We start from the raw sequence: 24,860 nt of genomic DNA, 5'->3' as shown, positions 1-24,860 counted from the left end.
ATTAAACTTATACAAAGGGCTATCCATCCCTCCCTGACGAGGGTCTTCCGTCCCTTTGAACCCCTATTAAGATAGATAAATTATGTATTCCTTCTCATGAGCGTTCTTGAAGTCAATCTCTAAACCCTTACTCCTTAATTCTTCTATTTTATTAATCTCTAAACCCTTACTCCTTAATTCTTCTATTTTATTCTTGTACTTCTCTGGAAAAGACTTGCTATTTCCTAATCAAGAACTAGCTTAACCTTAGTCCTCTGATCTAACAACTTTTCTACCTTACCTAAGCAGCTTTCGTATATATAACCTATTGTAATGTCTATTCTTTTGCGTTATCAAGAAGGGAGAAACCCACCTTACAGTCTCCGTTTAACTGTAAAGTTGGACTGGAGAATGGGATAGAAAAGGAGTTATCACTCCGATTCTGGGGGATGCACGAGACGTTAATTTATATCCAAAGGAAATAGGTTTGGCGGTAGTTGATCCCCCTACTACGGACTTATTAGGTCGTATTCCCCTCTGCCCGTAATTCATCACCAAGTGATGAAAATGTTCGTCCCTCTTCCAAATCCTTCAGAGGTTGAGAGGAAGGAAATCTCCATCTCAGAGGAAGCATTCAGAGAAGGTTTAGATTAGATAATGAGAAATCTGAGCCTTACTTTAAGAAAGGACGGTAGAACTGTGTTGATATTCAACGGGAGGGAGAAAGCATGGACTATAGTGGCGTCTTCTATTAAGAAATTTATGGATATAACTGCAATTTATACAGTAAGAGGAGAGAGCCCTGGAAAGCTCGCCCCATCCTCTCTGAGAAACAATACTTTAATAGTTTGTAAAACAAAAGTCAATGAAAGGAAGGAGTCAATCAATGTTGCTTCATCGTCTTTCGTGAATACAGGAAAGGATATTGAGGCCCTATTTCTATCCTGAGAAAGTGAACTACAAGCCCTCAGGCTGGAAGTCAGCTCTACGAAAACCAGCTACCCTTTTAATGTCCTCAATAAACCTTTAATTATGAGAATTGTCAAGAAAGGTGAAGATACTTTCGTAGAATTTGAAGACTTTGATGAAGTGAGGGATGCATTTAATGAGGCTATTAAAGATTTAGAGAATGAGAAAAAGTTAACGCCCGTAAACCCTCTTATGAGACCCGATCTCCCGAATGAAGACTATACAATTTTTGAATCAGCGCTTTAAATTATCCTTATATCGCCCGTAACTCGTATAGAGAACATAGGGTTACCGTACTTATCCTTTCCTAGTTTCTCTCTGGCATAGTTGAACGGATCTTTATTTAACAATTCTAATTTTTCGAGGACAATCTTCAGAAGTTTTGAGTGGGGAAAATTCTTCTTCAACCATTTTATGAAATCTATTCTATCCATTTCCTCCTTAACTAGCAATCTAAAAATCCACTTCTCACAAGTCATAATAAATGAAATAGAAAATATATTTAAGAATCTTTCTCTTTTTGTTTAATATCTCTTTAGAAATAATAGTTGTAAGAATTGAGTAGTATTCCTACTTCTTTCTCCTTCTACTCGTTGTTTTCGTTTGGCATCTCGTTGAATTCTTTAGCAGTTCATATTATTTTATTCTTGCTAAAGCCTCTTCGGGTCGAGTGACCCTTTCAGCATCGCCACTTACCTCTTCTCTTCCATGTAACTCAACAACGAGACAATATGTCTTTCTTTCAAGTGTAGCTTTTATCCGAAAAACCTTGTAATCCGAGTAGACCTTAAAAACTTTTTAAAAATTACTAGGTAGAATATAACTCATAAGTGAAACTTAAGTGATCATGAATATTACAAAGCCTTAAAGGACGCAGCGGACGTAGCGTTAACGGAACCAGTAGACCTGAGAAAGGACACGACAATCGAACCGTCTCTAGGAGCAATAACGAGGGGAGGAGCGCTAGAAATAGCACAAACAACGAACATAAACTAGGGACAATACTCAAAACCCGGACGAGTTAGCAACAATCGACCTCTTCAAAACAGTGAAGAAAACACGACAAAAGACGACCCAGTACTGGTAGTAGACTGCGCACACGACCACGAACTCCATCTATGTGATGCTCAAGGATAACGTAAAAAGAAGCGAATTCAGGCTATACCTATTCCTTTACTTAATGATTACAAATCTAGCCTAGAGAACTATCTAATTAAAATATATAACAATGTTCATTAATATTGCAAAATCATCTTTAGCAAAATAATCTTAAATTAATTGATTTAGTCAAATTAAATTCTATAGAGAAGACAATTATGTTCCAGTTTATGCTAAACTAGGCTTTCTCCTTTCAGAAGCTGATCCAGATAGCAAGAAGGGTCTCTCCCCCACAAGTCGCCTAGAGAGAAAGCCCTTCCTCTCAAACCTCCGTTGCACATGTCGAAGAAAGGACATAATGAACACTTGACGTATTTTCTCCTGGATCTTAACTTGGTCAACAACTCCGTCGGGTTGTCCCATGTAGCTCTGAGGTTTTCGAGATCTCCTATCCTAATCCTAGTGAACTGGTCTGGGTAGATCTCTCCTTCAGGAGATATGTCGGCTATCCTCTCCCCTGACTTGTTACCTCCATTCCTCATCAAGAGTTCCTTAACCCTGTCGCTCTTAGTTACATGGTAAATTAATATCCCGTCCACAGGGTTGTCAGCGGTGAGCACTTCGAAATCTAACCCCTTGGTGAGCTCTATCACTTGTCTAATGACCTTGTACCTGACCTCATTACTCACGTCAATCCCTTTTGATGCCCTTCCCGCGTACCCTAGGTGGTAGAAGCACACACGCTGAAGCTTCTCCTCCCTCATGAGGTCGAAAATATGAGGTATGTACTGGTAATTCCTGGACGTTATCGTGAACCTTATCCCTGTCTTGATACCCAGGTCTCTGGAATACCTGATCCCGTCTAGAGCTTTCTTATATGCTCCTGGGACTCCCCTGAAGTCATCGTGGATAGGCTCAGGGCCGTCTACGCTTATCCCCACGTAACTCACGTATCTCCTCATGGACTCTAGCTTGTCCTTCAACATAGTCCCGTTTGTTGACAGCTCCACCGAGATTCCCCTGTCGTGGGCCTCCTTCGCTATCAGGGGTAAATCAGGCCTTGCTAACGGTTCTCCTCCTGACAACAGAATGTGCTTGACCCCCATGTCTGATGCCTCCTTGATCCCCTTCAACCATTTGTCCAAGCTTAAGTCTTGAAAGTGACCTCCTCCTGAAGACGAATAACAGTGTTCGCATCTCAAGTTACAGTTCTTAGTGACGTTGAATACCAATACCTTAGGATAAGAGGTATCGGGAGAGAACCTCACCGAGTCCCCTCCTTCCTGTCTACCGTTAAGCAATCTGGAAACGCTTATCATGGTACATCACTCTCGGGTGGTAAAGACAGAACTCGTCCTCACCATGGACGTCACGGGTCTTGGAGTAAACCCTACCCCTACACCCTCCGCAGACTAGCTTGTATTCACAGACTCCACACTTCCCCTTTAAGGCGGAAGGGTCTGATATGCTCCTAGAGAGGGGAGAGTTGTATATTTCGTCTAGGAGGCGTTCCTTCACGTTCCCCAGCTTTATGGGTAGGAAACCGCAAGGATAAACGTCGCCGTTATAAGCCACGAAGAGGAAACCGTTTGAAGCCATGCATCCCCTTGCACCTCCAGACGACCCTCTCCCCTTCTCTGGGTCGTATTTCGGCACTGGGTCTCCCCTTACTGCGCTGAACCTCACGAAGTAAGGGTTACACGTCATCTTAACGTTAATCCCTTTTCTCCTCCATTCCCTGACCTTCAACATGAGCATCTCGTTCTGTATCGGGAGTATCTCCATGTTCCTGGTTGCCCTCCCCGTAGGGATGAGAACGAACACGTCCCACGTGTCCGGATTCAGGGACATGACCGTGTCTTTCAGTTCGTCCAAGTGGTCTATATTGAATCTGCTCACCGTGCTGTTCACCTGAAGGTGAAGTCCTACGTCCTTTACGTTCCTGGATGCCTCACTCGCTATCTCGTATGCCCCTGGGACTCCCCTGAAGTCGTCGTGGATAGGCTCAGGGCCGTCTACGCTGATCGAGACAGCCCTGATCCCAGCGTCCTTTATCTTCTGTGCTACGTCCTTGGTTATCCTGGACCCGCTAGGTGAAAGGGCAGTAACGAGCTTGGAAGAAGCGTACTTAGCTATGTCCAAGATGTCGTCTCTTTTCATGGCGTCGCCTCCACTGATTACGAAAAGGCCCTTGATGCGGTCTATGACCCTCCTCTCAACCTCCTCTGCGGTGAGTTCTTCAGGAAGCCTTTCCTTTATGCTGACGGCTCTACAATGCCTACAGTTGAAATCACATGCTTTGGTGCTCTCCCACACCACCACTGAAGGAAGCATCGTATCACCCGTGATAAGGGATCACCCTCTTGTACGGAAGGGAGGTGAGGAAATTGAAGGACTTCAGGGCCATCTCGTTGTTCCAATTGAAGAACCTCAAAGGTGGCATTAATCCGTTCTCATTCCTGATAGCGTCACCTGCCACCAAGTTCTCTCCGTCGAATAGAGCTATATGGCCCGGGGTGTGGCCCGGGGTGTGCAGGACTCGGAAACCTGAGATATCTTCTCCTCCCTCAAGCTTCACGTCTATTCTAGGTAAATCCATCTTGATTTGGTTTATCCGTTCCAATGTGCGGTCGAACTCCTCACGGGAGACCGGAATCTCACTGTTCACTTCTTCATAGCTTAAATTGAAATTAGACTGTGTGAAATTTTCCTCTCTGTGAGCGTAAACTCTAGCCCCGGAGATCCTCCTAATCGCCTCAGCGTTCCCTACATGGTCCGGGTGAGAATGGCTCAGGACTACCCTAGACACGTCCTCTAAGGATAGGTTCAATTCCTTGAGCTGATGCGCCAGGGAGTCAAAGTTCTCCGGCAGACTGGTATCAATCATAGTTACTCCGTCCCCGTCAATAACTAGGACTACGTTATGGGCTAGTTCCCTTCCGAAGAAGTCCCTCTCCTTGAGTTTAATTACTTGTATTTTCCTCATTTTCAAACCTCGGAATTAATTCCAATGGTGCTTTAACCTTATCCTTCGGCTTATCACCCTCAACCTTTAGTACCCTCTCTGCTATTATATCGCAGTACTTGCAGTCTTCACACCTCTTGCTCTCACATTCGTTGTACTTGAAGAAGTTTAACCATCTTTCGGGAAACTCACTGTTGTCTACCTTAACTTTCTCCAAAACGTCGTAATATGAAGGCCCTCCCACCTTCCTCATCACTTTTGGGACTGCCCTCCCTTGGGGGTAGCTCACGATGTCGAGTAGGTTTCCTTCATATTTCCTCTCGGAGTAAGCCTTGACCGCACGTGTGATCCATTCCGTGCTCTTGTTCCTACCCGCTATCTTGAACCTATCGATCCCTATTTCCTCGTAGAAGTGGAGATCTTCCGGTCTGATCCACCTCATTCTAATCAAATTATTCAAGTCGTTCCTAACGTCGGTAGCACACATGAGTATAGGGTACTCGAACCAGACCTTTCTATCCTGATCTTCCCTCGACGTAATGGAAGATATCACGTCGTGAGTCCTCCTGTAAGGACATCCCCAAAGGCAGGAGTTATTAGTGATGACTTCTACATCAATGAATTTCCTCATCTCCTTCAACGTCCTGAAGTTCCTGTTCACGTCCTCATGTGCTATCACCGTGTCTACACCCATCATGTAGTACTCTTCAGCTTCCCTTACGTTATACACCCTAGAGTAAGACGAAACTGAAATCTCCTTATCAGGGAATTCCCTCCTTATATATGAAATCAGGATAGGTAAAGCGACGATGAAACCGTCCACTATTTCAGAGAGGGAGTCCACTTCCTTCATAACCTTACTCATGAATTTTCCAGAGTACTCCTCCCCTCCAAGAGTAGCGGTATTCATAGTGTACAGAAACCTGATCCCTTTCTCATGGGCAATTGACGCATGTACCTTTAATCTCTCCCTATCAACGTTGGGCAGAACGAAAGAGGCTCTCCCGTGACCTGTGACCGTTTTCGTCTCGCTTCCAAACAAGTACTTAACCGGAAATTTTCCAATATTCTCTATTAAGGAATCTTCGAAGTTCGTACCTACAACGAGTCTCATAATCTTTTATCTCATACCTAATATTAAAGTATAGTGTTTTTAACTGTGTTAAAAGAGATAATGATTTTTCTTCACTGAGACGTTAACTGGACTCTTTAACTAGATCAGTTTGAGAAACTGGAACGTTCATGGAAACCGAGTTCTCCACCACCCTTCTCCATGCTTCCTCTATGAGTTCCTCCCAGGCTTGCCTTATGTTCTCCCTCCTAAGCTTTATGTCAGTCTCCTTAGCTATTGTCTTAACAGCATAGAGACAGCTCTCCTTAAGAGCACAGTTAACACAATGAGTTCCGTTCTCGACTTCAAGGTTTATGTATATCAAATTCTTGTTTTCAGTAACGTAAAGAATACCTTTCAGATGTGAGTAATCTCCAGTGATCGGTATGGTAGCCTTGAAAGAGATGCTGTTGTCCCTCATTAGCCCAAGGGACTTAAGCTTATTCAAAGTAAAGTAATAATAGCTCTTGCTCATCTCTGAAGGTCTTTCCCTTGCTATGACTTTAATTACGTTCTCACGTCCTAATTTAGAAAACTCCTTCATCTTAAGTATTACTATTTTATCAGCGTTCAAGGGTCTTTCTATTTTGTCTGTGAAAAATATACACATAACTTAAAAGTGGGTTTATTGCCTTAAATTTTTTAACATAAAGATAATATAGAGAGATCATAGACCAGAGTTAACTCTGTTTAAATTATTTAAGTTTAGAAACTATCATGAAAACAACTCTTGACCTTCAATTTTGCAGTTAGAACCACGAGTCTATGTGAGGTGTTCATCAGAGGCTAAACCTATCCTTTTTCTATTTAAAATAGAGTAATGAAATAATATTCATTAATAAAATTATATATATAAATCAAGTATTTATCTGAGTTAAGAGTAAAGGTTGAAACAGAACAACTGTTATAAAAACTATAGAAATATCATGAAAATCACAATATACTATATTAATAAAATAAATAAAAATAGTTACTCAATATTTAAAAAAGTAGATATAACAAGTCTGATAATATTAATTCCTATCTTTAGTCGATATTTTCTAATAGTATCTGGGGATGGGAAATTACAAAATCAGTCCGAAATGAAGTTCTTTTCTCCCTTGTCATGGCAAGGGGAAGAATGTCCATGAGTCCAACGTTTCACACTTAATTCTTGTGAACCGTAAATCTTCAATGTGACATGAGTTGAGGAAAATCAAAGGTGTGTTTTCTGTTATCTTGTTAGTTTCCCTTATCTCTCTTCTTATGAGCTTCATGAACGTGCCTATGGCACAGACGTCTTCTCAGATTACCGTGTACAAGGAGGTAGGATCTGCTAACCTCAAGGCACCGGGGACTGAGTCGTTCTGGAAGAACATTCCTTGGACTAACTTATCCTTGTCTGCAAACATTCCCAATGCGCCTACTTCAGGCCTAACTCACAACATCATGGTTAAAGCAGCATGGAACGGTAGCGATATCATGGTTTTAGTGAAGTGGCAAGCCCCTAATCCTGCGTTTGGAGCTTGGTCAGCTGCCGCTGCGGGTATAGATCCGTCCGCTTCGGGACCGGGTCTCTTCAGGATCATCGAGATAACCCCTGGTGCCAAATATGATGTAATGTCCAATTACACCATGTACTATACCATAGTTAACGGGAAACAGGAGACGGGAAGGCTATTCCTTTCTTACGACGGACTTTCCGTAGGTATGCCTAATGGTAGCCAAATCCAAGTGTTGAGCAACGGGACGATTCTCTTCTATCATTCCCTTAGACCAGTTGAGAGGATTCTATACAACTCCGGGCTGTTTTATGGATATTACACTAACTCCACTTGGTATTATCCGGACAGAGTTGCCATGATGTGGTACATGGGCTCTGGTACTCCGTCCATGGACGGGATGCACATAGGTGGTAAGTTCCCAGGTCAACAATTTGACGGGGAGAACTTCACTTACGCTGGGGGTTCATTGAAACAAGTAGGAGGGTCAGCTAACATATGGATGTGGGTCTCAGGTGCTACATGGAATAATGATAGTGACCCAGCTTTCAAGGCTAACTTGTGGGATAACAAAACCTTGACCGGGCTCCCATATGTAGATAACGGACAAGGCTTCGCAGTTCCGCTATACACAAACAATACCAACATGTACGAAGTTGACTGTTCTGGAATTTGGTACGCTCCGGTGAAGAGCTCTGGACTAGAGGGTAGTCTATTCTTCATCAAGACAGGAGCAACTTACTCTGGAGGGTATTGGACTGTGGAATACGTTAGGCCTCTGGCTGTACCATCAAATTACTCCCAGTACATGCCTAACATAACTACTGGAAAGACCTATTACGTAGCGTTCGCCGCATGGCAAGGAAAGGAAGGCGAAACTCTATTCGACAAGAGCATAACTTCTTCCTTCCTGCAACTATCCCTAAGCGGTCTATCGTCCCCTCCCGCACCTCCAATAGTGAGCATAAACCCCTTGGTTATGGACGTGACAATAGCGGGTGTAGTAGTCTCCTTGATAGCTCTGGGAATAATATGGGTTATGTATAGGAGGTGAGTGAAATGTTCCTGACAATGGTCATACTGAGCGGAGTAATCGTCTCGGGGATTGGAATAGGAATATCTTTCCTTTACGCTAAAGGTGTAGGAAAGTGAAAGTGGAAATCAAGTCACTGATCTCAGAAAAGGATCTGAAGTGGTATACAGTTTTCCTTTTCGTAGCTTTCTTTCTCCAATTCTTCTATCAAGTCATCTTTCCAATCTCTTACTTACCTCTGTCAATCCCGGGGAAAATAACCTTGGAATACCTAGGTACTGCTGGTATATACCTAGGGTATGGGGCTTCATTCCTCATCGCAATAGCAATGTCAGGTAAGATAAAGTCCTTAATTCCTCTCGCAGTGGTAGATGTTCTCTCTCCCGTGTTCAACCATTCCCTTCCGTTCACCATACTCGGTATAGCAGTTTCAATTGTTGTGATAGTGGAGTCTTTCCTCAGGAGGAAAGGTCTTGACACTCTATTCCTCCTTCCTACTTTAGCTCTCATATCCTTCTCGATGATATCTGCAGTGACGATAGATTCATTGAATTTCACGTTCAACCCCGGGTACACTTACATGTTCTTGTTGAGCGTAGTTACTTTCGCGTTCTTCACGTTCTGGGGGAAACAAAGTAAGAAAGACGTCATAAAGTATTTAGTTTCCATACCATCCCTTTTCCTGTTCTTACCCCTTTATTTCCTGGTCGAGTCAAATAGATTCATGTTCATGATAATGGACATGACTTTCTCTGCCATATACGGGATTTCCTTCAATGACCCAAATAACTTAGGGTTATTTCTCCTGTTGTTAAGCATCTCTACCTACCTTTCACTCGTGACAGCATTAAGGAGGAACGGAATGGCTGGCTTAGGCTATTTCATGGTGATTAGCGACGTTTTCATGGGTATTACAGGGTTCCATTTAATGGAATACATTTTCTTGGTAGCAATGGGCTTCTCCATGATAACGTACAAGGATACCGCGAGGGAGAAAGGAAGGGAAGCCTTAAGCAAGACCATGGAAGTCCATGACTCGTCCAGTATACATTAATTTACTAATGAAAATGATTTTTGTATTTTTATGCAATATAATTTAAATGAAGCTTTCTTTCCTTTCTTTTTTCTATCACCTAATCCAGATCTGTTCTTAAATCAGGTCTTCTTTTTTTTGTTTTGACCGCTACGTACTCCTTGCTAGTCGCTCATCAGTGTAGAGTAAGAAAAAAAGCTTACTTCAAATCCTTGATTTCAACGAATTATACTTTTAGTAATAGATAGTATTAAAAGTGTTATATATTATTATTATTTTCTAGTTTACCTTAGACATCTCCCTGATAAAGGATCCTTGATTTTGAGTCGCCTAGACTACTATCAGTCTAACGTCTCAACCTTAATAGAAATGTATGAGAAAATTACACGACCTTGAATGTTATCTTTCCACTGGAAAAAGGGAGATAAGAAAGTCATGGAATGGGATCAGCTTCGTTTCGTCAGGGAACTCACCATAGCGATTAGGACTAAGAACTTCGACCCCAGAGAGTTCATAAGGAAAGGAGATAGTTACCTTTTCAACTTCGCCGAAAAGAACACCTCTGGTTTAGACGAGGGAAGAAGGAACTTCCTCAAAGCCATGGTAATAGGTGTCGGTGTGGCGACGGTAGCTGGGATAGTCCCGGGACTGCGTGTCCTCGTTCCACCTAATGTGTCAGCAGTGTCGGCTTTTCCGAAGAGCCTCCTGGTAGACTCCTCTGGGAATCCGATCAAGGCATCGTCGTTACCCGTGAATAGCCCTATCATAACCATTTACTACTATCCCCTCTCAGGGGAGCCTAACTTCCTTTTGAACTTGGGAGATAGCTCGGGGAAGCCAGTTTCAGTACCCTCTTACACTGTAACCGTACCTCAGACTGGTGATAAGTACACCTGGCCTGGTGGAGTAGGACCGAACAAGTCCATAGTATCATACAGTGCTATCTGTCAACACTTAGGATGCAAACCACCTTTCATTCATTTCTATCCTCCGAAATATGTAACTCCGTCGCAAATTAACGCACCAGAACCCGATACTTTAACGGCACAAGCGATAGCGAATGCTAAGGCAGCTAATGCGCCCACAATCATACACTGCGACTGCCACGGTTCCACTTACGACCCGTACCACGGAGCCCAACCTTTAACCGGACCTACACAGAGGCCTCTTCCGACCACGATCCTCGAATGGGATAGCTCCACAGACTACCTATATGCCCTAGGTTCATTAGGAGTAGGCATATACCCTGAAGGTGCAAACGGAGTCCCCTCTAAGGATCCCACGGTAGACTTATCAAGTAGCTTCGGGTCTTCCGTAGGAGATAAGACTGAAGTGTCTGACTCTGAGAACCCGTTCTCGTCATGAGTTCAACGTGAAACGCTTTTCCACATGAGAGGTGAAAATGATTTGATGAAACAAAGTTTAACCTCAAGGGTATCAAACTGGTTTAAAGATAGGCTGGGGCTAGACGACCTGCCTTTCTTCAGAACTCCAGATTACATGTACCACGTTGACGAATGGTTAGGTGCTCTAGTTGCTGGAGCTTTCTTTTACACTGTAATATCGGGTTTAATTCTCCTCCTCTATTACAACGCGGACGCTGGATACCAGTCCACTGAGACTATAATCAACAGTGTGCCTTACGGTTCAGTATTCTTGTACAGCCACTTGTACGGGTCTTACGCGATGATAATTCTAGCTTACGTTCACATGTTCAGGAATTACTTCACTGGAGCTTACAAGAAACCGAGGGAATTGCTTTGGATCCTTGGGGTCCTCATGCTGGTCCTCACGCTCGGAGCCTCCTTCCTGGGTTATAGTTTAATAGGAGACGTGCTGGCTACAAGCGCTGTGGACGTCGGAGCAGGGATCATCTCGTCTGTTCCTCAGTTGTCTTTCCTGTTGCCTATCTTGTTTGGTAACTACGATAGCGGAAACTTCGGAAGGGTGTTAGCATGGCACATAATTCTAGTTGCGCTGATAGGAGTACTGTTTGTCTTCCACTTGCTTATGGCTGAAAGATATGGAATGATGCCGTCAAGGAAGGCAAAGCCAAAGGCACCTGCAGTGTATACCGCAGAAGAGCAGAAGAAGTTCAACGCTTGGTGGCCAAGGAACTTCGTTTACATGTTATCGTTAATATTCCTCACATGGGGGTTCATCATTGCGATACCAAACGCATTAGCTTACCTGAACGGACTACCGCAAGGACTAGATCCGTTCCTGGATCCCAAACCTGCACCACCGCCTACAAGCCCTCTGGCAGCCCAAGTGACGACTTATCCTCCATGGTTCTTCCTGTTCGTCTACAAGATCGCAGACTTCACTACAGACGTGGTTCTGTTCCTGCTCATAGGCGTTATAATACCCTTAGTATACCTCTTGCTAGTACCCTTTTTGGATAGGAACAACGAGCTACATCCCCTAAAAAGAAGAGTGTTCACGGGGTTCGGAATACTGATGCTGACTTACCTAGTACAAACCACAATATGGGGAGATATACAACCGGGAATACCTGACAGCGTGACAGAACAAGTAATGGTTTACCTACCTCCGGCTATCATAGTAGGAGCGGGAATGTTCTTCTTACCCTATAGAGAAGGAGAGAAGAAGTCGGTTAGGATACCGCTATTCAAGAAAGCTCAGATGAGCAGCCCTATAGCTGTCCTACTCTTCATGGTAATTGCCATGATGACCATGGGATCAGCTGTTGCTTTTGTCTCATCCCCCTCACCGGTTAGCGCTTCGCTCTTCCTACCTTTGCTTGCGATCTTCGCCTTCTACGCTAAATCCCTATCTCCTGTTGCGATAAAGGCGATCCCACAAGGCGGAACTGCCTCATCAGAGGAAACGATAGACCTGAAGTTGGAAAAGAAGAAGAACATGGCTACCGTGATAATAGGGATACTCTTAGTGTTTAGCGCAATCATAGCCGTAACAATGTGGACAATACCTCCTACAGGATATGAATCTAACATGTTCGGAGTAGATCTAGGATTACTCTTCATTCTCCTCGGAGAATCCATATCACTATACCATTACGTAGCCTACAAGAAACCAAATGAGTCCTACGAGTAACACGTATTTCCCCTGAGTGAGAGTTAAACATGGTGAAATGAATGATAAACATAGGTTTTTACTACACCGTAAAGAAAGGTCATGAAAGGGAGTTTGAGGAGAAGTTCTGGGACGTGGTGTCCACAAATGTGAAGGGAATGACATCCGCAAAGCTTTACAGGAACGTGATGAACCCTCAAGAATACATGATCTACACTGAGTGGGAGTCTCTGGAAGCATTCAGGGACTTCATGAAGAGTGAAGGATATAGAGAAACCGTTGACTATGGGAAATCCATTTTAGAAGGAGTTCCCTCACACAAGATACTCCAACCTCTGGAAGAAACTGAGGTTAAAGCTTAGAACGTGTAAACATGAGAATTGAACTTTTTTTCTGTGTGGAAAGATATACATGTCCTTTTCTCTCGACCTCTTCCCCTTTTCTCTCAAAAAAGAGATTAGTTCTTTCTTTTTTCTTTTTTAAAGAAAAACATCTAACGTACCCATCACCTACATTTTTCCCGTTCTCTGTCCATAATTCCACTTACATCAGGCTTTAGAAACGCCGCTAAAGAGGCGGAGAGGGTGAGCGGTGCACTGCCCCGTGACTCTGGTGAAGCCCAAGGGCTGAGGATTGATATGAAATATTATGAAATCCTATGAAGTCCGAACCCCTGAAAGCTTTCTAACTAACTCTTGGATGGAGGCCATGTCTTTGTCTCCTAAATCTGACCTCGAGGCGGAGTCAAACATCTTGGAAGCCAGTGAAGATAGGAAGTTCGCGACTCCGAGAGCTCTACACTCTTCCTCTATTATCCTTAGGTCTTTCGCCATTAAGGAAAGCCTGAATTGAGTCTCATACTTCCCATCCCTCATCATTGGGGACTTCATGGACGAAAGGGGAGAGCTCACGATCGACCCCCCTGACAAGAAACTGGTCACTACGTCCAAGTCAAGCCCTGCCCTCTCAGCTAGTGTGAAGCCCTCAGCTAGGGCTAACATGTAAGACCCAGCTATTAGGTTGTTGACCAGCTTAAGGTATAATCCCATACCGTTCCTCCCGACGTATATCACCTTGTCAGCGGTCATCCTGAGCAGGGAGATCACGTCGTTCTTCCTCTCTTCAGGGCCCCCTACCATGACTGTAGCCTTTCTCTGCTCTATTCCAGTAGACCCCGTGATTGGCGCGTCGTACATTACTCCACCACGTTTCTTCACCTCCTCTGCAAGGGAGATCGACGTGCGTGGAGAGATCGTTGACGTATCAACAACTACTTTCCCCCTGACTTCAAACTTTCTCATAACTGATGAAACCGCTTCATCGTCTGAAAGGGAAAGCAGGACATATTCAACGTCCTCTAACTCGCTTAGAGAAAGGGGTGGGACTCCGAACTCAGAAGAGAAGCGTTTAGCCTTTTCCTCCGTCCTGTTCCACACTCCTACAAGGACGCCTTCCTTGGCGAAGTTCTTTGCTATCCTCCACCCCATCGTACCTAAACCCAGAACAACCACTTTCATAAGAAAGATGAGATTAATGTCGTTTTTATCTTAATGGGGTTGAAGGGAGGATCGACATCATACAAAAACACAAATTTTGTATTAATAAAACTACTGTTATGTTCTAATTATTTTAAAATTGATTTTTAACCTAAAAACGCTAATTTCTCCTATGGACGAAATGACCCTAAAGCTCTTACCCGATGACGTCGTGGTGAACTTTTGCATGTCCAGCAAGGAGAACTTTGTGGAGGGAGAGACAGAGCCCATAGTCGTCGGGGATTACCTCATTTTCATTGAGCTCTTCCCATTCGCTGTAAAGTCCAAAAAAGGAGTCATAGAGTCCACAACCTTGAGGTGGAAAGAATTAAAGAAGGCTATGTCGTCGCTTTTGTCCACTCTCCCGCCAAAGTTTAATGCTTCTTGATTTAGAAGGAAGTGTGAACTCAGCTCAAGTGTTGATAAGGACTCTCAGGGAGTTAGGAGTAAAGTGGGTCTTCTCCACAACTGGGACTGACCACGTGACCCTTCTAGCTGAAGAGTTCCCTGAACTAGTCCTTACCAGACATGAACTAGAAGCAGTATCAGCAGCCATAGGAGTTTCCCTGAAAGGGGGAATAGGGTGTGCCCTGCTCCACACCGTGCCCGGTACCGGAAACGCGCTCGGAGCTATCATGAACGCGTACACGTCAAGGATACCGCTCATTGTACTTTCCGGCCTACCACCTATCACGGAAGGAGGGACAGGGAAAACCCTCAGGACTCATTGGACTCAAGAGGTGAAAGACCAACGTGAGATAGTGAGACAGATTACGAAACTAGACATAGAGATAAAGGACCCTTCCATGGTAGAGCAAACGATAGTGAGAGCGTATTCAGTCGCGATGAGCGAGCCCAGGGGTCCGGTTTACGTGACGTTCTCTAGAGAAGTCACGTTGAAGGAAGGTAAGTTCCTCGGAGTCAAACCGTCCCTCCACGAGCCCGGAGTGAGAAGGAGCGATTTAGAGGCTGCAGTGAAGATGATAGAGGAGAGCGAGAACCCCGTGATAGTAACGTGGAGAGCAGGGAGGAAAGAGATGTGGTTCAATTCCCTAAGAGGTTTCGCCGATAGGTCAGGTATACCGGTTCTCAATTTCGCAGGAGAGGTCTTGAACTATCCGTCCTCAGGCCCTATGGCGCTCCGCTCGACGGATCTAGAAAAGCACGACCTGGTATTAGTACTAGAGAGCGAAGTCCCCTGGTCTCCTCCCGACAAGGTGAGAGGAAAAGTGATCAAGGTAGATGTAGATCCGCTCTATTCTTACCTTCCTACTTACGGTTTCCCATGCGACTTGTGCGTGCAGAGTAACGTCTCCGACTTCCTGGATAACCTCCAGTTAAAAAGGAGAAGAGAAACAAAGCTGAGGAACTGGAGAGAAGAGGTGAGAGAGGAGGCAGAGAAGCTCTCCACTAAGTCTCCCATAAGTCCAAGATACTTGTCCTGGGAGATAGGGAAGCTGAGTCCAGACACTATATACAACGAGTACGTACTAGACCCCAACTTCGCCATGCCCGAGAAGTTCTCCTCTTACTTCTCCGACTTGTCGTCTAACCATTTAGGGTGGACTCTGGGTGCAGCAGTTGGAGGTACCATGGAGTCAAGAGGGTTCTCAGTGGTAGCTATCGGAGACGGCGCATTCATCCTCGGCGTCCCGGAGGCTTTTTACGCCTTAGCGTCAAGGGCCCATGTCACGGTAGTGATATTCGACAACGCGGGTTACCTTGCTGTGGAAGAGAACGTGGACGCAGTCATGGATAGACTTCCTATTCAAGGGACTAGATACAAACGCTTCAGAATAGGGGAGACCGTAAGGTCGTTCAACGGGTTCTTCAGGCTAGTTGAGGATCCAAGTGAGGTGGGAGACGCTTTACGCGAAGCAAAGAGAGAGACCTTGATGGGAAGGACCTCAGTTGTACAAGTCGTCACTGAGGGAAGATGAATGTATGTCTGACTTCCTCCCCGCCACGGCGAGGGTTCCCTTCCAGAGTGGCTCATCGTTCCCACCATCTATTCGGGATTACATCTCTCATTTGGTGGGCAGTCGGGGTAGCCAGAGAGCCCCCCACTTGAAAAGAGGGGACTTTCATCGCAAAGCTCTAGTCCCTTAAAGGAAAGGAGAGATATTAATTGCTCCTCCCACAGTCCTAAGCCCTCGGTCAAGCTGGGGAGGAGCGTCATTAGCATCACTGAAAGATATTTCACAAAGAAGTATTTAAACAAAGGGGGCTATCCATTCCCGCCTCAGAGAGGCGAGGCTTTCCGCCCCCTTAACCCCCTTTTTCTGTAAACGTCTTCGTCCCTATGCGTTTCTTTCCCTCAAACCTCACTTCAACTTTAAAAGTATTGAAAACAAAAAGAAAAGGGGGAAAACCCCTAACAAAAAACAACCTTAACTTTTAAGCCCTTGGTAAGACTTCACGTCTTACTGTTTCTTCTGACCTTGAGCTGCTTGGTCTTTCTTCTGAGCCTTGTCCTTCTTGCCTGCCATTTTAGCTCTAATTACATGATACTCTTATGATAGTTAAAAGACTTTTTAGGACAGACGGATTATATCTCTGACATAAAGTTAGGAGGGGTATTACGTAAAATATCTAGTCTGTATACAATTAGCATTTTCTCTTTTTCATTACAAAATCCTCCTTTCTATAAATATTTTAATATTTCCTAGATATAGAATGATGAAAAACAAGGGAAGCTTTACGTCAAATCCTTGATACTCTAGATAGAGAAAAAAAGTTAAGTTCACGAATCATACCAAACGTCTGAACACTGTTAAGTCGCATGGAGACCGGAAAATATTGAAATCTAAGAAGGAGAAACTTTCGTCCCTTTATGGTGAACATTTATTTAATTATGTATAGCGTCCCTTTTTTGATGAAAAGCGAAATCGAGAGAGTCATCATTGTAGCTCTTCTCTTCAGCGTCTTGATCCTGTCCTCTAGCCTGACATATCTCTACGACCCCCCAGGAATTGACGGAGTTGGAGTTGTGGAAGAAGGAGCTTTTTCCCTGAAGGTATCGATGTTCTTGGTAAACTATGACGGTGAACCGTTCAATGGGTATGTGAGGTTCTCTTCCTCCTCGTTCAACGAAACCGTCTCCACGGATAATGGTAGCGTAGTCTTTATGTATAATGAAACAACCGTACCTCCGCTTAACATCAACGTCACTGTATTTGCCCAGGGGACGAAGGAAAGATTCAACCTCAGTTCTCTTGGAACGTATACCTTTGCTATATCGCCAATGTCTGCAGGACATTATCAGTCGAGGGATTTATCTTATGTCCTCATCAGGGGAGAGAACATCTCCGCATCTCTCTCGACTGTTCGTGGAGATGAGCAGGAGGGAGTCTTCACCATAAAGAACCATGAGTCCCACGTGAACGGATTAACCGACTTCGCTTTGCCAGTCTACTTTCTCCTTGCGTGTACGTTGACGGTAGGAGGAGTAATATCGTTCTTTCAATTTATTCCTTTTCCTAGGGGGCAGATGGACTTATTGAAGAGAATAGGGAAGGGTATGACGATCTTGACTAGAAGGCTATTTTACACTACTTTGTTAATGGCTTTTTCGTCAGCCGTGTCCTTCATTACGCTCAGCAACTCGCTAGGGTTAGTTGTGTGGGACGTGTTGCCCTTTGTAGTATTCTCCCTCTCGTTTTTCCTCACATTCACGGGGGTCGTTCTCATAGCCGGAAGAAGGGGGGTGAAGTACTCCCCTTTGATCCTGAGCTACATGTTAGCTGGAATATTTTACCATGAAGAGGAAATCGAGCTCCTTTTAGCTGTCTTGATCTCTATCACAGTATTAGGAGTTGGCATATGGAGGGCAGTGAGGACTAGACCATTACCCTAGTTCCCTTTCCTCACCCTTACTTGAAAGGATCATCCAGAATGCCTCGTCTGGACTAGCCTCAATTACGTCGTACTTAACTCCAGAGGAGTTGAGCCTTTTCTCGACGTCAAAGCTGTCAGATCTCTCCCATGTCTCCCTGATTTGCTTTCCGTCCCTAAATCTTATTACCTTGAAGTTAAGACTCTCCTTGTTTCCCGAGAAGACGACTCTACCTCTAGAGAGGACTATCACTTTGTCTATCACATTCCATACCTTGGAAGGGCTTACACTTGACAGAACGACACCTCCCTTGAAGCCCTTCACCAGGTCTGTGAGAGATTCGTCGAAATCGTCATATACCAGATACTCAGCCTCAGGTGTCATGCAGAACGCAACCTTCTTCTTTTCCAGCAAAGACAAGGAACCAAGCCTTCTCTCGCCTTCAACGTCAGAGCCCTTGCATACCTCCTTAACTTTCATCAGCGGGTCGAAAAGTGGGGCCTGAGGTATGTAGGCTACTAGGGACGGGTTCAGAGGTCTCTCGTCGAGTAGAACCTTACCTGAGGTGGGTTTCTCGATCCCAGAGAGAATGGATAGAAGGACGCTCTTTCCTGAGGAATGAAGCCCTATCACACCTACTCTTTCTTTGTCCACTTTGAATGTGATGTCGTGAAGGACTTCGGAGAAGTATTTCTTAGAGACGTGAAGGGCTGACAACAAGGGGATCATGTTATTTAAGGTTAAACGGCTAATAAAAATTCACTACATATAATTTGTACAAGTTAACTGACAAAAAAAGGCTGTTCGCTATATTAGGACTGCCTTCAATTGTTTCGTTTTTAAGAATCATATCGTTCTCTTCTTTTTCTGCTTTCCTTTCTTCATGGTTTTCTTTCCTTCCTTTTTTCTTCTTTCTCTTCCTACTTTCTTTAGGATTATTTCCTTCATGCTAAATCTCACCCATTTCATCCTCTTAGCTAAAAGGTACGCCTCTATGAAGGCTCCTATCCCAGTTAGCAAATACCCAACTAGCCTTGGATAGAATCCGTAAAACAATCTCACGCCGTGGAAAATTATGGAGGCGTTTCCTTCACCCTTAAGGGAGAACGTTCCTGATGTCTTCAACTTAAAGCTTGAATTCAGAAGTAAAGTAGTCGTAGAGTTGGTGAAAACGAAACTTCCGTTATGGACGTGTATTACCGACCTCGTGAACCATGGAGGAGAAGTGAAGTTCCAAGTGGTGACGTAGGAGGAGCTTAGAGGTAAGGCTATGAAGGAGAAAGCCAGAATCAGAAGTCCTAAAGAAGCTAAAGTATAGCCTATCATATCTCGATGCACCTGAACTTGTACAAAAGGAAAGACAGAAGGAGGACGTCTATCACAGCTAAGAGGGCTATTGATCCTAGATCTAGAAAGATTATAGCTAAGTAAATGAAAATCGACAGAACGGAACCTATGAAAGTTCTGAACGTCTTCCTGAGAACCAAGGACGAAGTGTAAGACAAGTTAGCCACGAACATATAACCTGTTAAGCTCTCTACGGCCCACCACAGGTAGTTCAACGTTGCTAAAGTAAGAACTAGAGTCCCGACCACCAGGAATATAGATATCGGGTACAGCACGTCCATGAGATACGCGTAAATGAAAGCTTTGAACTTGCCCTCCATCTGAACGAAAGTCATAAACGTTCCATCTGAAATGTCTTGTGACATTCCGAAGGAAGCATTCCTCACCGGTATTATGGAGAACATTGCAGTTACGAAGGTTATCATGAAGTTCATGAATGAGACCTCCTTCCCTCCCATCACTTCCCTGGTGTAAGGGAAGTCCAAGTTGAACGCTATCACTAGCGATGAAGCTAATATGAACGAGATCTCCACAAGTGTAAGCGTTCCTGCAGAGCCATATTTGTGTTTTGACATGAGAGATAATGTACCCACGGAGTTCACTCTCTACAAGCTCTCATTTCTATCCTGCAAGAACTCATTTCCATCCCAGTTCTCCCATGACGCTCTTCTCCAGTATGGAGTTTCTGATGTAGAGTATCCTGACTCCCCTGGACGTCAGCGCCCTCACGAAATCTGCAAGATCACCCTTAACCTTGATCTCGTTTCCCTTAACCTTTATCTTGAAACCCGCCGACGCGTTAATCGCCTTCTTTACGTTATCTACTACCACGTAAAACTCCTCCATCAAGTCATCCCTGATCAAGGTAGAGACGGAGTTCATGTACTTCAGGGTCCCCCCATTGATTCCCAGTAAATGAGTTGAAATTGATAACAATTCAGATGCGAGATGGGATGAAATTATGACGGTAACACCTCGCTCCTTCAGTTCCAGGAAAGTGTTGTATACTTCAAACCTAGAAGCTATGTCCAAGTTAGCCGTGGGTTCGTCAGCGAGAACTAAACTCGGGTCCTTGATAAGCGAGAAGATTATTTGAATTTTCTGCTTAGTCCCAGTGGAGAGGTCCTTTATTTTACTTTTCAGAAACACGGAAGCGCTAAACTCCTCTAAGAGTGGGACGACGTCCGACATGGTTTTCCCGAACTTGGAAGCCATGTCCCTTAGGACTTCCTCTACCGTCAAGAATTGGGGGAGATAAGTCCTATCCAGAACTAGGGATATCCTCCTTTGAGCCTCGTAGTCGCTCCACGGGTCTTTCCCGAACACACGGATGATCCCGCTAGTTCTCTTCAACATTCCGGCGATCAACCTGATGAGTGTCGATTTCCCCGCTCCGTTAGGACCAACTATAGCAACTATGCTTCCTTCCTGAACCTCAAAAGAGAGGGAGTGTAGAGCCTCGTAGTCGCCGTACCTCTTAGTCAAATCCTTAGCTTCGACTATCATCATTTAAGGATGTCTTTTTATCCTTTTAATTTTGTTCCAAGCAATTATTTTTTGATGTCCAAGGTTACTGCGGTGACTCCTTGCAGCGGGCCTGAAATTCAGGTAACTGTTTAAGTATCTGATACTACACGCCTATTTCGTCTTGTTGCTCTAGCAGGCACATCTCATGAGAACAAATACGTTTCCAGTAACAGCCGTACAAGGTTGAACGCTCCTAGTAAGCCCTTGACTTTCAATTTTCTGAGATATTCGCCATTCGTTTCTTTCGCCTTGTAAAGTACAGTTTCAATTAAATTAGAGAAGGGTAACTTAAGGAGGGACTTCTCATTCCTCCAGACGTTATAAAGCACCTCAAAATACCTCTCTGATGAAGGGATTGGTATGACGATAGCTTTATATCGGGATGCTTCCCCAGCCGCTTCTTCCTTCACGAACATGGTTGGATAGATGAAATTGTCGTTAAGCGTCCTAACTACGTCTGGAGCCCTATCTATGACACATCCTCCTGACGATAAAACGGGTGAGATCCAGTTAGTCTGGTTCAGGCCTAACTCGTCCTTTATCACGGAAACGTATTCCTCTGAGAAGTGGCTGGGAGAGATCTGAGAGAACTTTACCTTACCTGCAGTTTTTGCGACCCTAAGTAGATCCCTCAGGTCATCTCCCCAGGTTAAGATATCCTCGGTTATGAGGTTCACGTAACGGTGAAATCGGGATTGAACTTTAATCTCCTCCCTTATGACTTGGAGTGGGACCTTGGTTCCCTTTCTCGTAACTTCTACCTCGGCGTTAGAAGAAGGTGAGATTATAGGCACGAAAGACATCTCCTTGGTCTCGACTACCTTCGGACCGTGGAATATGTCTTCAAAAGACAAGGTCTCTACACCTCCCAAGACTACCGTGTCTATCCAAGGGACTTCTTTCATTAAAACCTCCCATGCCCCCGGCCCTCCTGCTATGACCCTCAGGTTTCCTCTTCTCTCCTTCTCTCCTGAAATCCACGTCGAGAATTCGGAGAAGGACATCACCTGAGACGGAGGCTCGCCGAATACCTCTTGAACTGCCTTAGATACAGGGGTCATTCCAAACGGGTCGTTTACGTAAACCCCTACGAAGTCTCCCTCAATCTTCCCTGGAGGACTCACGCTAACCGCGAAACCTTTCTTCAGCAGAGATGCCTCTACTTTCCTAATGCCGTAAGGAGGATGTTTAGATTTCTTTAGGAGGTTGAGCCTAGAAGGCAGTGGAGAGATAGAGTAAAACGTATTGAAGTCAGAGGTGATGGTTATTTTATTCTGCACATTGTATTTTAACGCACGTCGTCTTATAAAGAGGATGGTAATACATCATTATGCTAACATCGAGATTGAAGATGAGATATATCATTCGATAAGTTTCTAGACTGAAAAGCAGAGATGTGACTTTCTCCTCACGGTTCATGGAGAGGGATCCCTTATCGATTCAGGAATATATCTCATGCGGGATAGATAGAGTCAGAGACCACGTTTAGGACTGAGATTACGTTAAGGTCATTCTCATAACCACATGAACATGAAAACCAAAGACAAGGAACTTCCCTCGTCTTTCTCCCCTACTATTCTCGCTCTCATCATCTCTCAATAGAGATCTAATTCTCGAAGATTTACATAAGAGAACACGATGAGGACGCTGTTGAGTTTACCCCTTGACAGCTCATTATATGTCTAGTAAGGATTCACTTCTCCTGATTCATCCGTAATTCCTCTAAATCCGTTTAAGGTTTTTCATTTCTAGCGAAAATTATCAAAGAGATAACTAACTTATCCCTGCCGGTTAGAATCACCTTATTTCACGTTAATTTCTGCTTTTTTAAGATACATTGATGCCTTCATATGAGGACTTCATCAATCGTTATATTTTGATTAAGTGGTTTCTGGTCTACTGTAAATGGCTAAACTTTCCTTTACATTTAGCCCTCATTCTTGTAAATGGATAACCATTACACATCATGAAAACGTTGGATAGTTTTTAAATAAGAGTCATTTTAATCTTAATTACTGTGATTAATTCTAATAAAGTCCTGCTAATTTTAATTCTCATGGTTATTAGTATTATCCCTGTCATCAAGGTTTCAGCGTCGGAACCTTCTTCTGTCATAATCATAAATGCGCACGACGCAATAGGCTATACCTTCCTTGTCTCAAATTATTCTATCGGAATCGTTTTAATAAACGGGACTAAACAAGACTATATCCCTCTCTGTCATCTTTCAATAAATTCAACGGTGGAACACGACAGAAATATTTCAAGGTATCTACCTCACTTCCATCTCTCTCTTCAACCTTTCTTATGTCTTTACAACGGAAACTACATACTTTATTATGACACTTTCATATCGTCCGCTTTACCGTTTTTTCAATACTCATATCCTAACACTGTTGAGAAATTTTTACATGAATTAAAAGTAGTTTATGAAGAGGGAAGGGGAGTTTCTGGAACGATAAACGTCTCTGAACTGGACGAATTTCCGTTAGTCCATGCAGTAGTACTTAAGGGAGGACACATATGTGAAAATTATATAATTTCTCCAAGAAGCTTCACCTTCCTCTCTAACTCTACCAACTTATTCATGTACAACTTACCCGTCTATGCATGGAAGGATTTAATTATTGAATTTAATTTAATTACAGATAATAGTTCTATTAAATGTAATATTATAAATCAATTTAATTCTGTAAATTTTAACCCTTATCTAAAAGTATATGGAATTGGAATAAACGTCTTCAATGTGACTTCAGACCAGATCAATGACTACAACATTTCCTTGAGTCCTCCGTCTACTTTAATAAGTTTAGCCGGTTTAGGAGAGCCGATATTAGATTTAGGAGAGCAGACAGCTGAAAACAATCAGACAGTCTTTAGTTGGCTCGGATTCGAAAAAGGGCTACTCTACTTAAAGGAGCAGGTAGGTGAAGAAACAAGAGTTTTGATATTCAATGTAGTGAAAGAGAATCTTACAAAAATTTACACTTTTTATAATAAAACGGTATGTTTCCTTGATAACGGACTTGTAGCTTATAATTCCTCTTGGATTCAATGGTCCTACATGAACGAGACTGTAACAGAGAACTTGAACTTAACACCTATTTTTAAACATAACCCACTTCCAGGACTACCATTTTTTATTGGAAATGATTTATACAATGTAATATTTTATAATCATCAATTATATATAAGTTTTCTCACGTTTGTTGGGCATATTACATTCGATGAACCTATTTGCCTAGAGTCCTCTTCATCTGCGTATAATCCTTCAAGTAGTTATCTTCCTGCTGGTAGACAGAATGGCTCTATTATTTTGCCTCTACCTCCGATCTGTATTTACCAGCTACGGGGCTCCTCAAATAATTACATTTACGATCAGGCAAACTTGACTTCGTCAGCCTTATCATCCTATAAGTTCTTTGTGGACGGAAAGGTACACGAAGGGATTATCGTAGATAACGAGGAACCTCTTATATTGAACAGCGACGGAGTGTTCACATTTGAGAGACCGCTAGTGAGGGCTTCATTCACCCGGGTATACATCAATCAAGATTTAAACGTGTTGATTCTGTGTGATAAGGGAAACTATACCGTGGTGGATTTGCAGGACATGAGAGTGTTCAAGGCTTCAATGCCTCCTCTTGGATTCTCGGGAGATTACGCTATATTCCTCTACAACGACAGTTTATGCATGAGACCATTGTCGTTATTAAATACTTCAATTCGATCGTTAGAAAGCGACAGTTCAAACAGCGGTTTCAATTTTGAAACATTCTACCCTGTTATATTCCTATCAACCTTAATCCCAGCACTTGTAGTTGTCTTCATGTTCAGGAAGATCATGAAGCAGGTAAGACCTTAATTAGATGGGGGAGGAAAAGAGAAGA

General features: G+C 43.6%; 22 protein-coding genes and 1 pseudogene. 10 read left to right on the top strand and 13 right to left on the bottom strand.

The window, feature by feature from the left end; genetic code table 11:
- Positions 1 to 636 precede the first annotated feature (636 nt).
- The gene (locus IC007_RS10115) at positions 637 to 927 is read left to right on the top strand and encodes a hypothetical protein (protein ID WP_149528711.1); all 291 of its coding nucleotides are present in this window, start codon (positions 637 to 639) and stop codon (positions 925 to 927) included.
- 192 nt (positions 928 to 1,119) lie between these two features.
- Here IC007_RS10115 and IC007_RS10110 read toward each other — a convergent pair.
- The 6 genes and pseudogenes from IC007_RS10110 to IC007_RS10085 form a co-directional block, all read right to left on the bottom strand.
- A pseudogene (locus tag IC007_RS10110) lies at positions 1,120 to 1,427 on the bottom strand (type II toxin-antitoxin system RelE family toxin).
- Between the two features lie 852 nt (positions 1,428 to 2,279).
- Complete coding sequence (locus IC007_RS10105; protein WP_054846347.1) at positions 2,280 to 3,365, bottom strand: radical SAM protein; 1,086 nt, start codon at positions 3,363 to 3,365, stop codon at positions 2,280 to 2,282.
- Positions 3,340 to 4,380, bottom strand: a complete 1,041-nt coding sequence (locus tag IC007_RS10100; protein ID WP_149528710.1) for a radical SAM/SPASM domain-containing protein — start codon at positions 4,378 to 4,380, stop codon at positions 3,340 to 3,342. The genes IC007_RS10105 and IC007_RS10100 overlap by 26 nt, the downstream gene beginning before the upstream one ends.
- A 4-nt stretch (positions 4,381 to 4,384) precedes the next feature.
- Positions 4,385 to 5,032: an MBL fold metallo-hydrolase gene (locus IC007_RS10095; protein WP_054846374.1), complete on the bottom strand. Its 648-nt coding sequence runs from the start codon at positions 5,030 to 5,032 to the stop codon at positions 4,385 to 4,387.
- A complete protein-coding gene (locus tag IC007_RS10090) occupies positions 5,010 to 6,125 on the bottom strand; it encodes a peptidase U32 family protein (RefSeq protein ID WP_054846346.1) in 1,116 nt (371 codons plus the stop codon). Before IC007_RS10090 ends, IC007_RS10095 begins: the two co-directional genes overlap by 23 nt.
- A gap of 82 nt (positions 6,126 to 6,207) precedes the next feature.
- Positions 6,208 to 6,696, bottom strand: a complete 489-nt coding sequence (locus IC007_RS10085; RefSeq protein WP_149528709.1) for a hypothetical protein — start codon at positions 6,694 to 6,696, stop codon at positions 6,208 to 6,210.
- Between the two features lie 611 nt (positions 6,697 to 7,307).
- Between IC007_RS10085 and cbsA the strand changes: the two genes are divergently transcribed.
- The 5 genes from cbsA (at position 7,308) to IC007_RS10060 (ending at position 13,088) form a co-directional block, all read left to right on the top strand.
- Positions 7,308 to 8,657, top strand: coding sequence for a cytochrome b558/566 subunit A (gene cbsA, locus IC007_RS10080; protein WP_149528708.1), 1,350 nt, complete (start codon positions 7,308 to 7,310; stop codon positions 8,655 to 8,657).
- Positions 8,658 to 8,751: 94 nt separating this feature from the next.
- The gene (locus tag IC007_RS10075) at positions 8,752 to 9,690 is read left to right on the top strand and encodes a hypothetical protein (protein ID WP_149528707.1); all 939 of its coding nucleotides are present in this window, start codon (positions 8,752 to 8,754) and stop codon (positions 9,688 to 9,690) included.
- 375 nt (positions 9,691 to 10,065) lie between these two features.
- Positions 10,066 to 11,034 carry a Rieske 2Fe-2S domain-containing protein gene (locus IC007_RS10070; RefSeq protein ID WP_149528706.1) on the top strand — a complete coding sequence of 323 codons (969 nt, stop codon included), beginning with the start codon at positions 10,066 to 10,068 and terminating at the stop codon, positions 11,032 to 11,034.
- 45 nt (positions 11,035 to 11,079) lie between these two features.
- A complete protein-coding gene (gene soxC / locus IC007_RS10065; RefSeq protein WP_054846373.1) occupies positions 11,080 to 12,747 on the top strand; it encodes a proton pump complex cytochrome B SoxC in 1,668 nt (555 codons plus the stop codon).
- Between the two features lie 41 nt (positions 12,748 to 12,788).
- Positions 12,789 to 13,088: an antibiotic biosynthesis monooxygenase family protein gene (locus IC007_RS10060; RefSeq protein WP_054846343.1), complete on the top strand. Its 300-nt coding sequence runs from the start codon at positions 12,789 to 12,791 to the stop codon at positions 13,086 to 13,088.
- Positions 13,089 to 13,382: 294 nt separating this feature from the next.
- Here IC007_RS10060 and IC007_RS10055 read toward each other — a convergent pair whose 3' ends face one another.
- Complete coding sequence (locus tag IC007_RS10055) at positions 13,383 to 14,243, bottom strand: NAD(P)-dependent oxidoreductase (RefSeq protein WP_149528705.1); 861 nt, start codon at positions 14,241 to 14,243, stop codon at positions 13,383 to 13,385.
- Positions 14,244 to 14,394: 151 nt separating this feature from the next.
- On the opposite strand from IC007_RS10055, the gene IC007_RS10050 reads away from it, so the two are divergent.
- Both IC007_RS10050 and IC007_RS10045 read left to right on the top strand, forming a co-directional pair.
- Positions 14,395 to 14,649: a hypothetical protein gene (locus IC007_RS10050; RefSeq protein WP_054846253.1), complete on the top strand. Its 255-nt coding sequence runs from the start codon at positions 14,395 to 14,397 to the stop codon at positions 14,647 to 14,649.
- Positions 14,650 to 14,662: 13 nt separating this feature from the next.
- The gene (locus tag IC007_RS10045; protein ID WP_232048892.1) at positions 14,663 to 16,201 is read left to right on the top strand and encodes a thiamine pyrophosphate-binding protein; all 1,539 of its coding nucleotides are present in this window, start codon (positions 14,663 to 14,665) and stop codon (positions 16,199 to 16,201) included.
- Between the two features lie 68 nt (positions 16,202 to 16,269).
- Here IC007_RS10045 and IC007_RS13870 read toward each other — a convergent pair whose 3' ends face one another.
- A complete protein-coding gene (locus IC007_RS13870) occupies positions 16,270 to 16,446 on the bottom strand; it encodes a hypothetical protein (RefSeq protein WP_167747988.1) in 177 nt (58 codons plus the stop codon).
- Between the two features lie 690 nt (positions 16,447 to 17,136).
- Here IC007_RS13870 and IC007_RS10040 point away from each other — a divergent pair.
- The gene (locus tag IC007_RS10040) at positions 17,137 to 18,117 is read left to right on the top strand and encodes a hypothetical protein (protein WP_149528704.1); all 981 of its coding nucleotides are present in this window, start codon (positions 17,137 to 17,139) and stop codon (positions 18,115 to 18,117) included.
- Here IC007_RS10040 and IC007_RS10035 read toward each other — a convergent pair.
- From IC007_RS10035 to IC007_RS10015, 5 genes are all read right to left on the bottom strand, one after another.
- The gene (locus tag IC007_RS10035; protein ID WP_162302177.1) at positions 18,109 to 18,813 is read right to left on the bottom strand and encodes an ATP-binding cassette domain-containing protein; all 705 of its coding nucleotides are present in this window, start codon (positions 18,811 to 18,813) and stop codon (positions 18,109 to 18,111) included. The two genes, IC007_RS10040 and IC007_RS10035, sit on opposite strands and share 9 nt — an antisense overlap.
- A 129-nt stretch (positions 18,814 to 18,942) precedes the next feature.
- Positions 18,943 to 19,422 carry a hypothetical protein gene (locus tag IC007_RS10030; RefSeq protein WP_149528702.1) on the bottom strand — a complete coding sequence of 160 codons (480 nt, stop codon included), beginning with the start codon at positions 19,420 to 19,422 and terminating at the stop codon, positions 18,943 to 18,945.
- On the bottom strand, positions 19,419 to 20,036 hold the full coding sequence (locus tag IC007_RS10025) for a hypothetical protein (protein WP_149528701.1): 618 nt from the start codon (positions 20,034 to 20,036) through the stop codon (positions 19,419 to 19,421). The genes IC007_RS10030 and IC007_RS10025 overlap by 4 nt, the downstream gene beginning before the upstream one ends.
- A gap of 43 nt (positions 20,037 to 20,079) precedes the next feature.
- Positions 20,080 to 20,952 (bottom strand): ABC transporter ATP-binding protein, encoded by an 873-nt coding sequence (locus tag IC007_RS10020; RefSeq protein WP_054846246.1) that lies wholly within the window; start codon positions 20,950 to 20,952, stop codon positions 20,080 to 20,082.
- Between the two features lie 161 nt (positions 20,953 to 21,113).
- A complete protein-coding gene (locus IC007_RS10015; protein ID WP_054846245.1) occupies positions 21,114 to 22,250 on the bottom strand; it encodes a radical SAM protein in 1,137 nt (378 codons plus the stop codon).
- Between the two features lie 776 nt (positions 22,251 to 23,026).
- Between IC007_RS10015 and IC007_RS10010 the strand changes: the two genes are divergently transcribed.
- Positions 23,027 to 24,835 carry a hypothetical protein gene (locus IC007_RS10010; RefSeq protein WP_054846244.1) on the top strand — a complete coding sequence of 603 codons (1,809 nt, stop codon included), beginning with the start codon at positions 23,027 to 23,029 and terminating at the stop codon, positions 24,833 to 24,835.
- The last annotated feature ends 25 nt before the right edge of the window (positions 24,836 to 24,860 follow it).

The sequence above is a fragment of the Sulfuracidifex tepidarius genome, assembly GCF_008326425.1.
In the GTDB taxonomy this organism is placed as follows: Archaea; Thermoproteota; Thermoprotei_A; order Sulfolobales; family Sulfolobaceae; genus Sulfuracidifex; species Sulfuracidifex tepidarius.
This window is presented reverse-complemented; position numbering and strand designations above follow the sequence as displayed.

Excerpts from the sequence above, each read along its gene's own strand:
- IC007_RS10040 (WP_149528704.1), top strand. The coding sequence starts at position 17,137 with ATGAAAAGCGAAATCGAGAGAGTCATCATTGTAGCTCTTCTCTTCAGC.
- IC007_RS10115 (WP_149528711.1), top strand. The coding sequence starts at position 637 with ATGAGAAATCTGAGCCTTACTTTAAGAAAGGACGGTAGAACTGTGTTG.
- IC007_RS10030 (WP_149528702.1), bottom strand. The coding sequence starts at position 19,422 with ATGATAGGCTATACTTTAGCTTCTTTAGGACTTCTGATTCTGGCTTTC.
- IC007_RS10010 (WP_054846244.1), top strand. The coding sequence starts at position 23,027 with ATGGTTATTAGTATTATCCCTGTCATCAAGGTTTCAGCGTCGGAACCT.
- IC007_RS13870 (WP_167747988.1), bottom strand. The coding sequence starts at position 16,446 with ATGCTAATGACGCTCCTCCCCAGCTTGACCGAGGGCTTAGGACTGTGG.
- IC007_RS10070 (WP_149528706.1), top strand. The coding sequence starts at position 10,066 with ATGTTATCTTTCCACTGGAAAAAGGGAGATAAGAAAGTCATGGAATGG.
- IC007_RS10020 (WP_054846246.1), bottom strand. The coding sequence starts at position 20,952 with ATGATGATAGTCGAAGCTAAGGATTTGACTAAGAGGTACGGCGACTAC.
- IC007_RS10050 (WP_054846253.1), top strand. The coding sequence starts at position 14,395 with ATGGACGAAATGACCCTAAAGCTCTTACCCGATGACGTCGTGGTGAAC.
- IC007_RS10095 (WP_054846374.1), bottom strand. The coding sequence starts at position 5,032 with ATGAGGAAAATACAAGTAATTAAACTCAAGGAGAGGGACTTCTTCGGA.
- IC007_RS10060 (WP_054846343.1), top strand. The coding sequence starts at position 12,789 with ATGATAAACATAGGTTTTTACTACACCGTAAAGAAAGGTCATGAAAGG.
- soxC (WP_054846373.1), top strand. The coding sequence starts at position 11,080 with ATGAAACAAAGTTTAACCTCAAGGGTATCAAACTGGTTTAAAGATAGG.
- IC007_RS10055 (WP_149528705.1), bottom strand. The coding sequence starts at position 14,243 with ATGAAAGTGGTTGTTCTGGGTTTAGGTACGATGGGGTGGAGGATAGCA.
- IC007_RS10090 (WP_054846346.1), bottom strand. The coding sequence starts at position 6,125 with ATGAGACTCGTTGTAGGTACGAACTTCGAAGATTCCTTAATAGAGAAT.
- IC007_RS10100 (WP_149528710.1), bottom strand. The coding sequence starts at position 4,380 with ATGCTTCCTTCAGTGGTGGTGTGGGAGAGCACCAAAGCATGTGATTTC.
- IC007_RS10105 (WP_054846347.1), bottom strand. The coding sequence starts at position 3,365 with ATGATAAGCGTTTCCAGATTGCTTAACGGTAGACAGGAAGGAGGGGAC.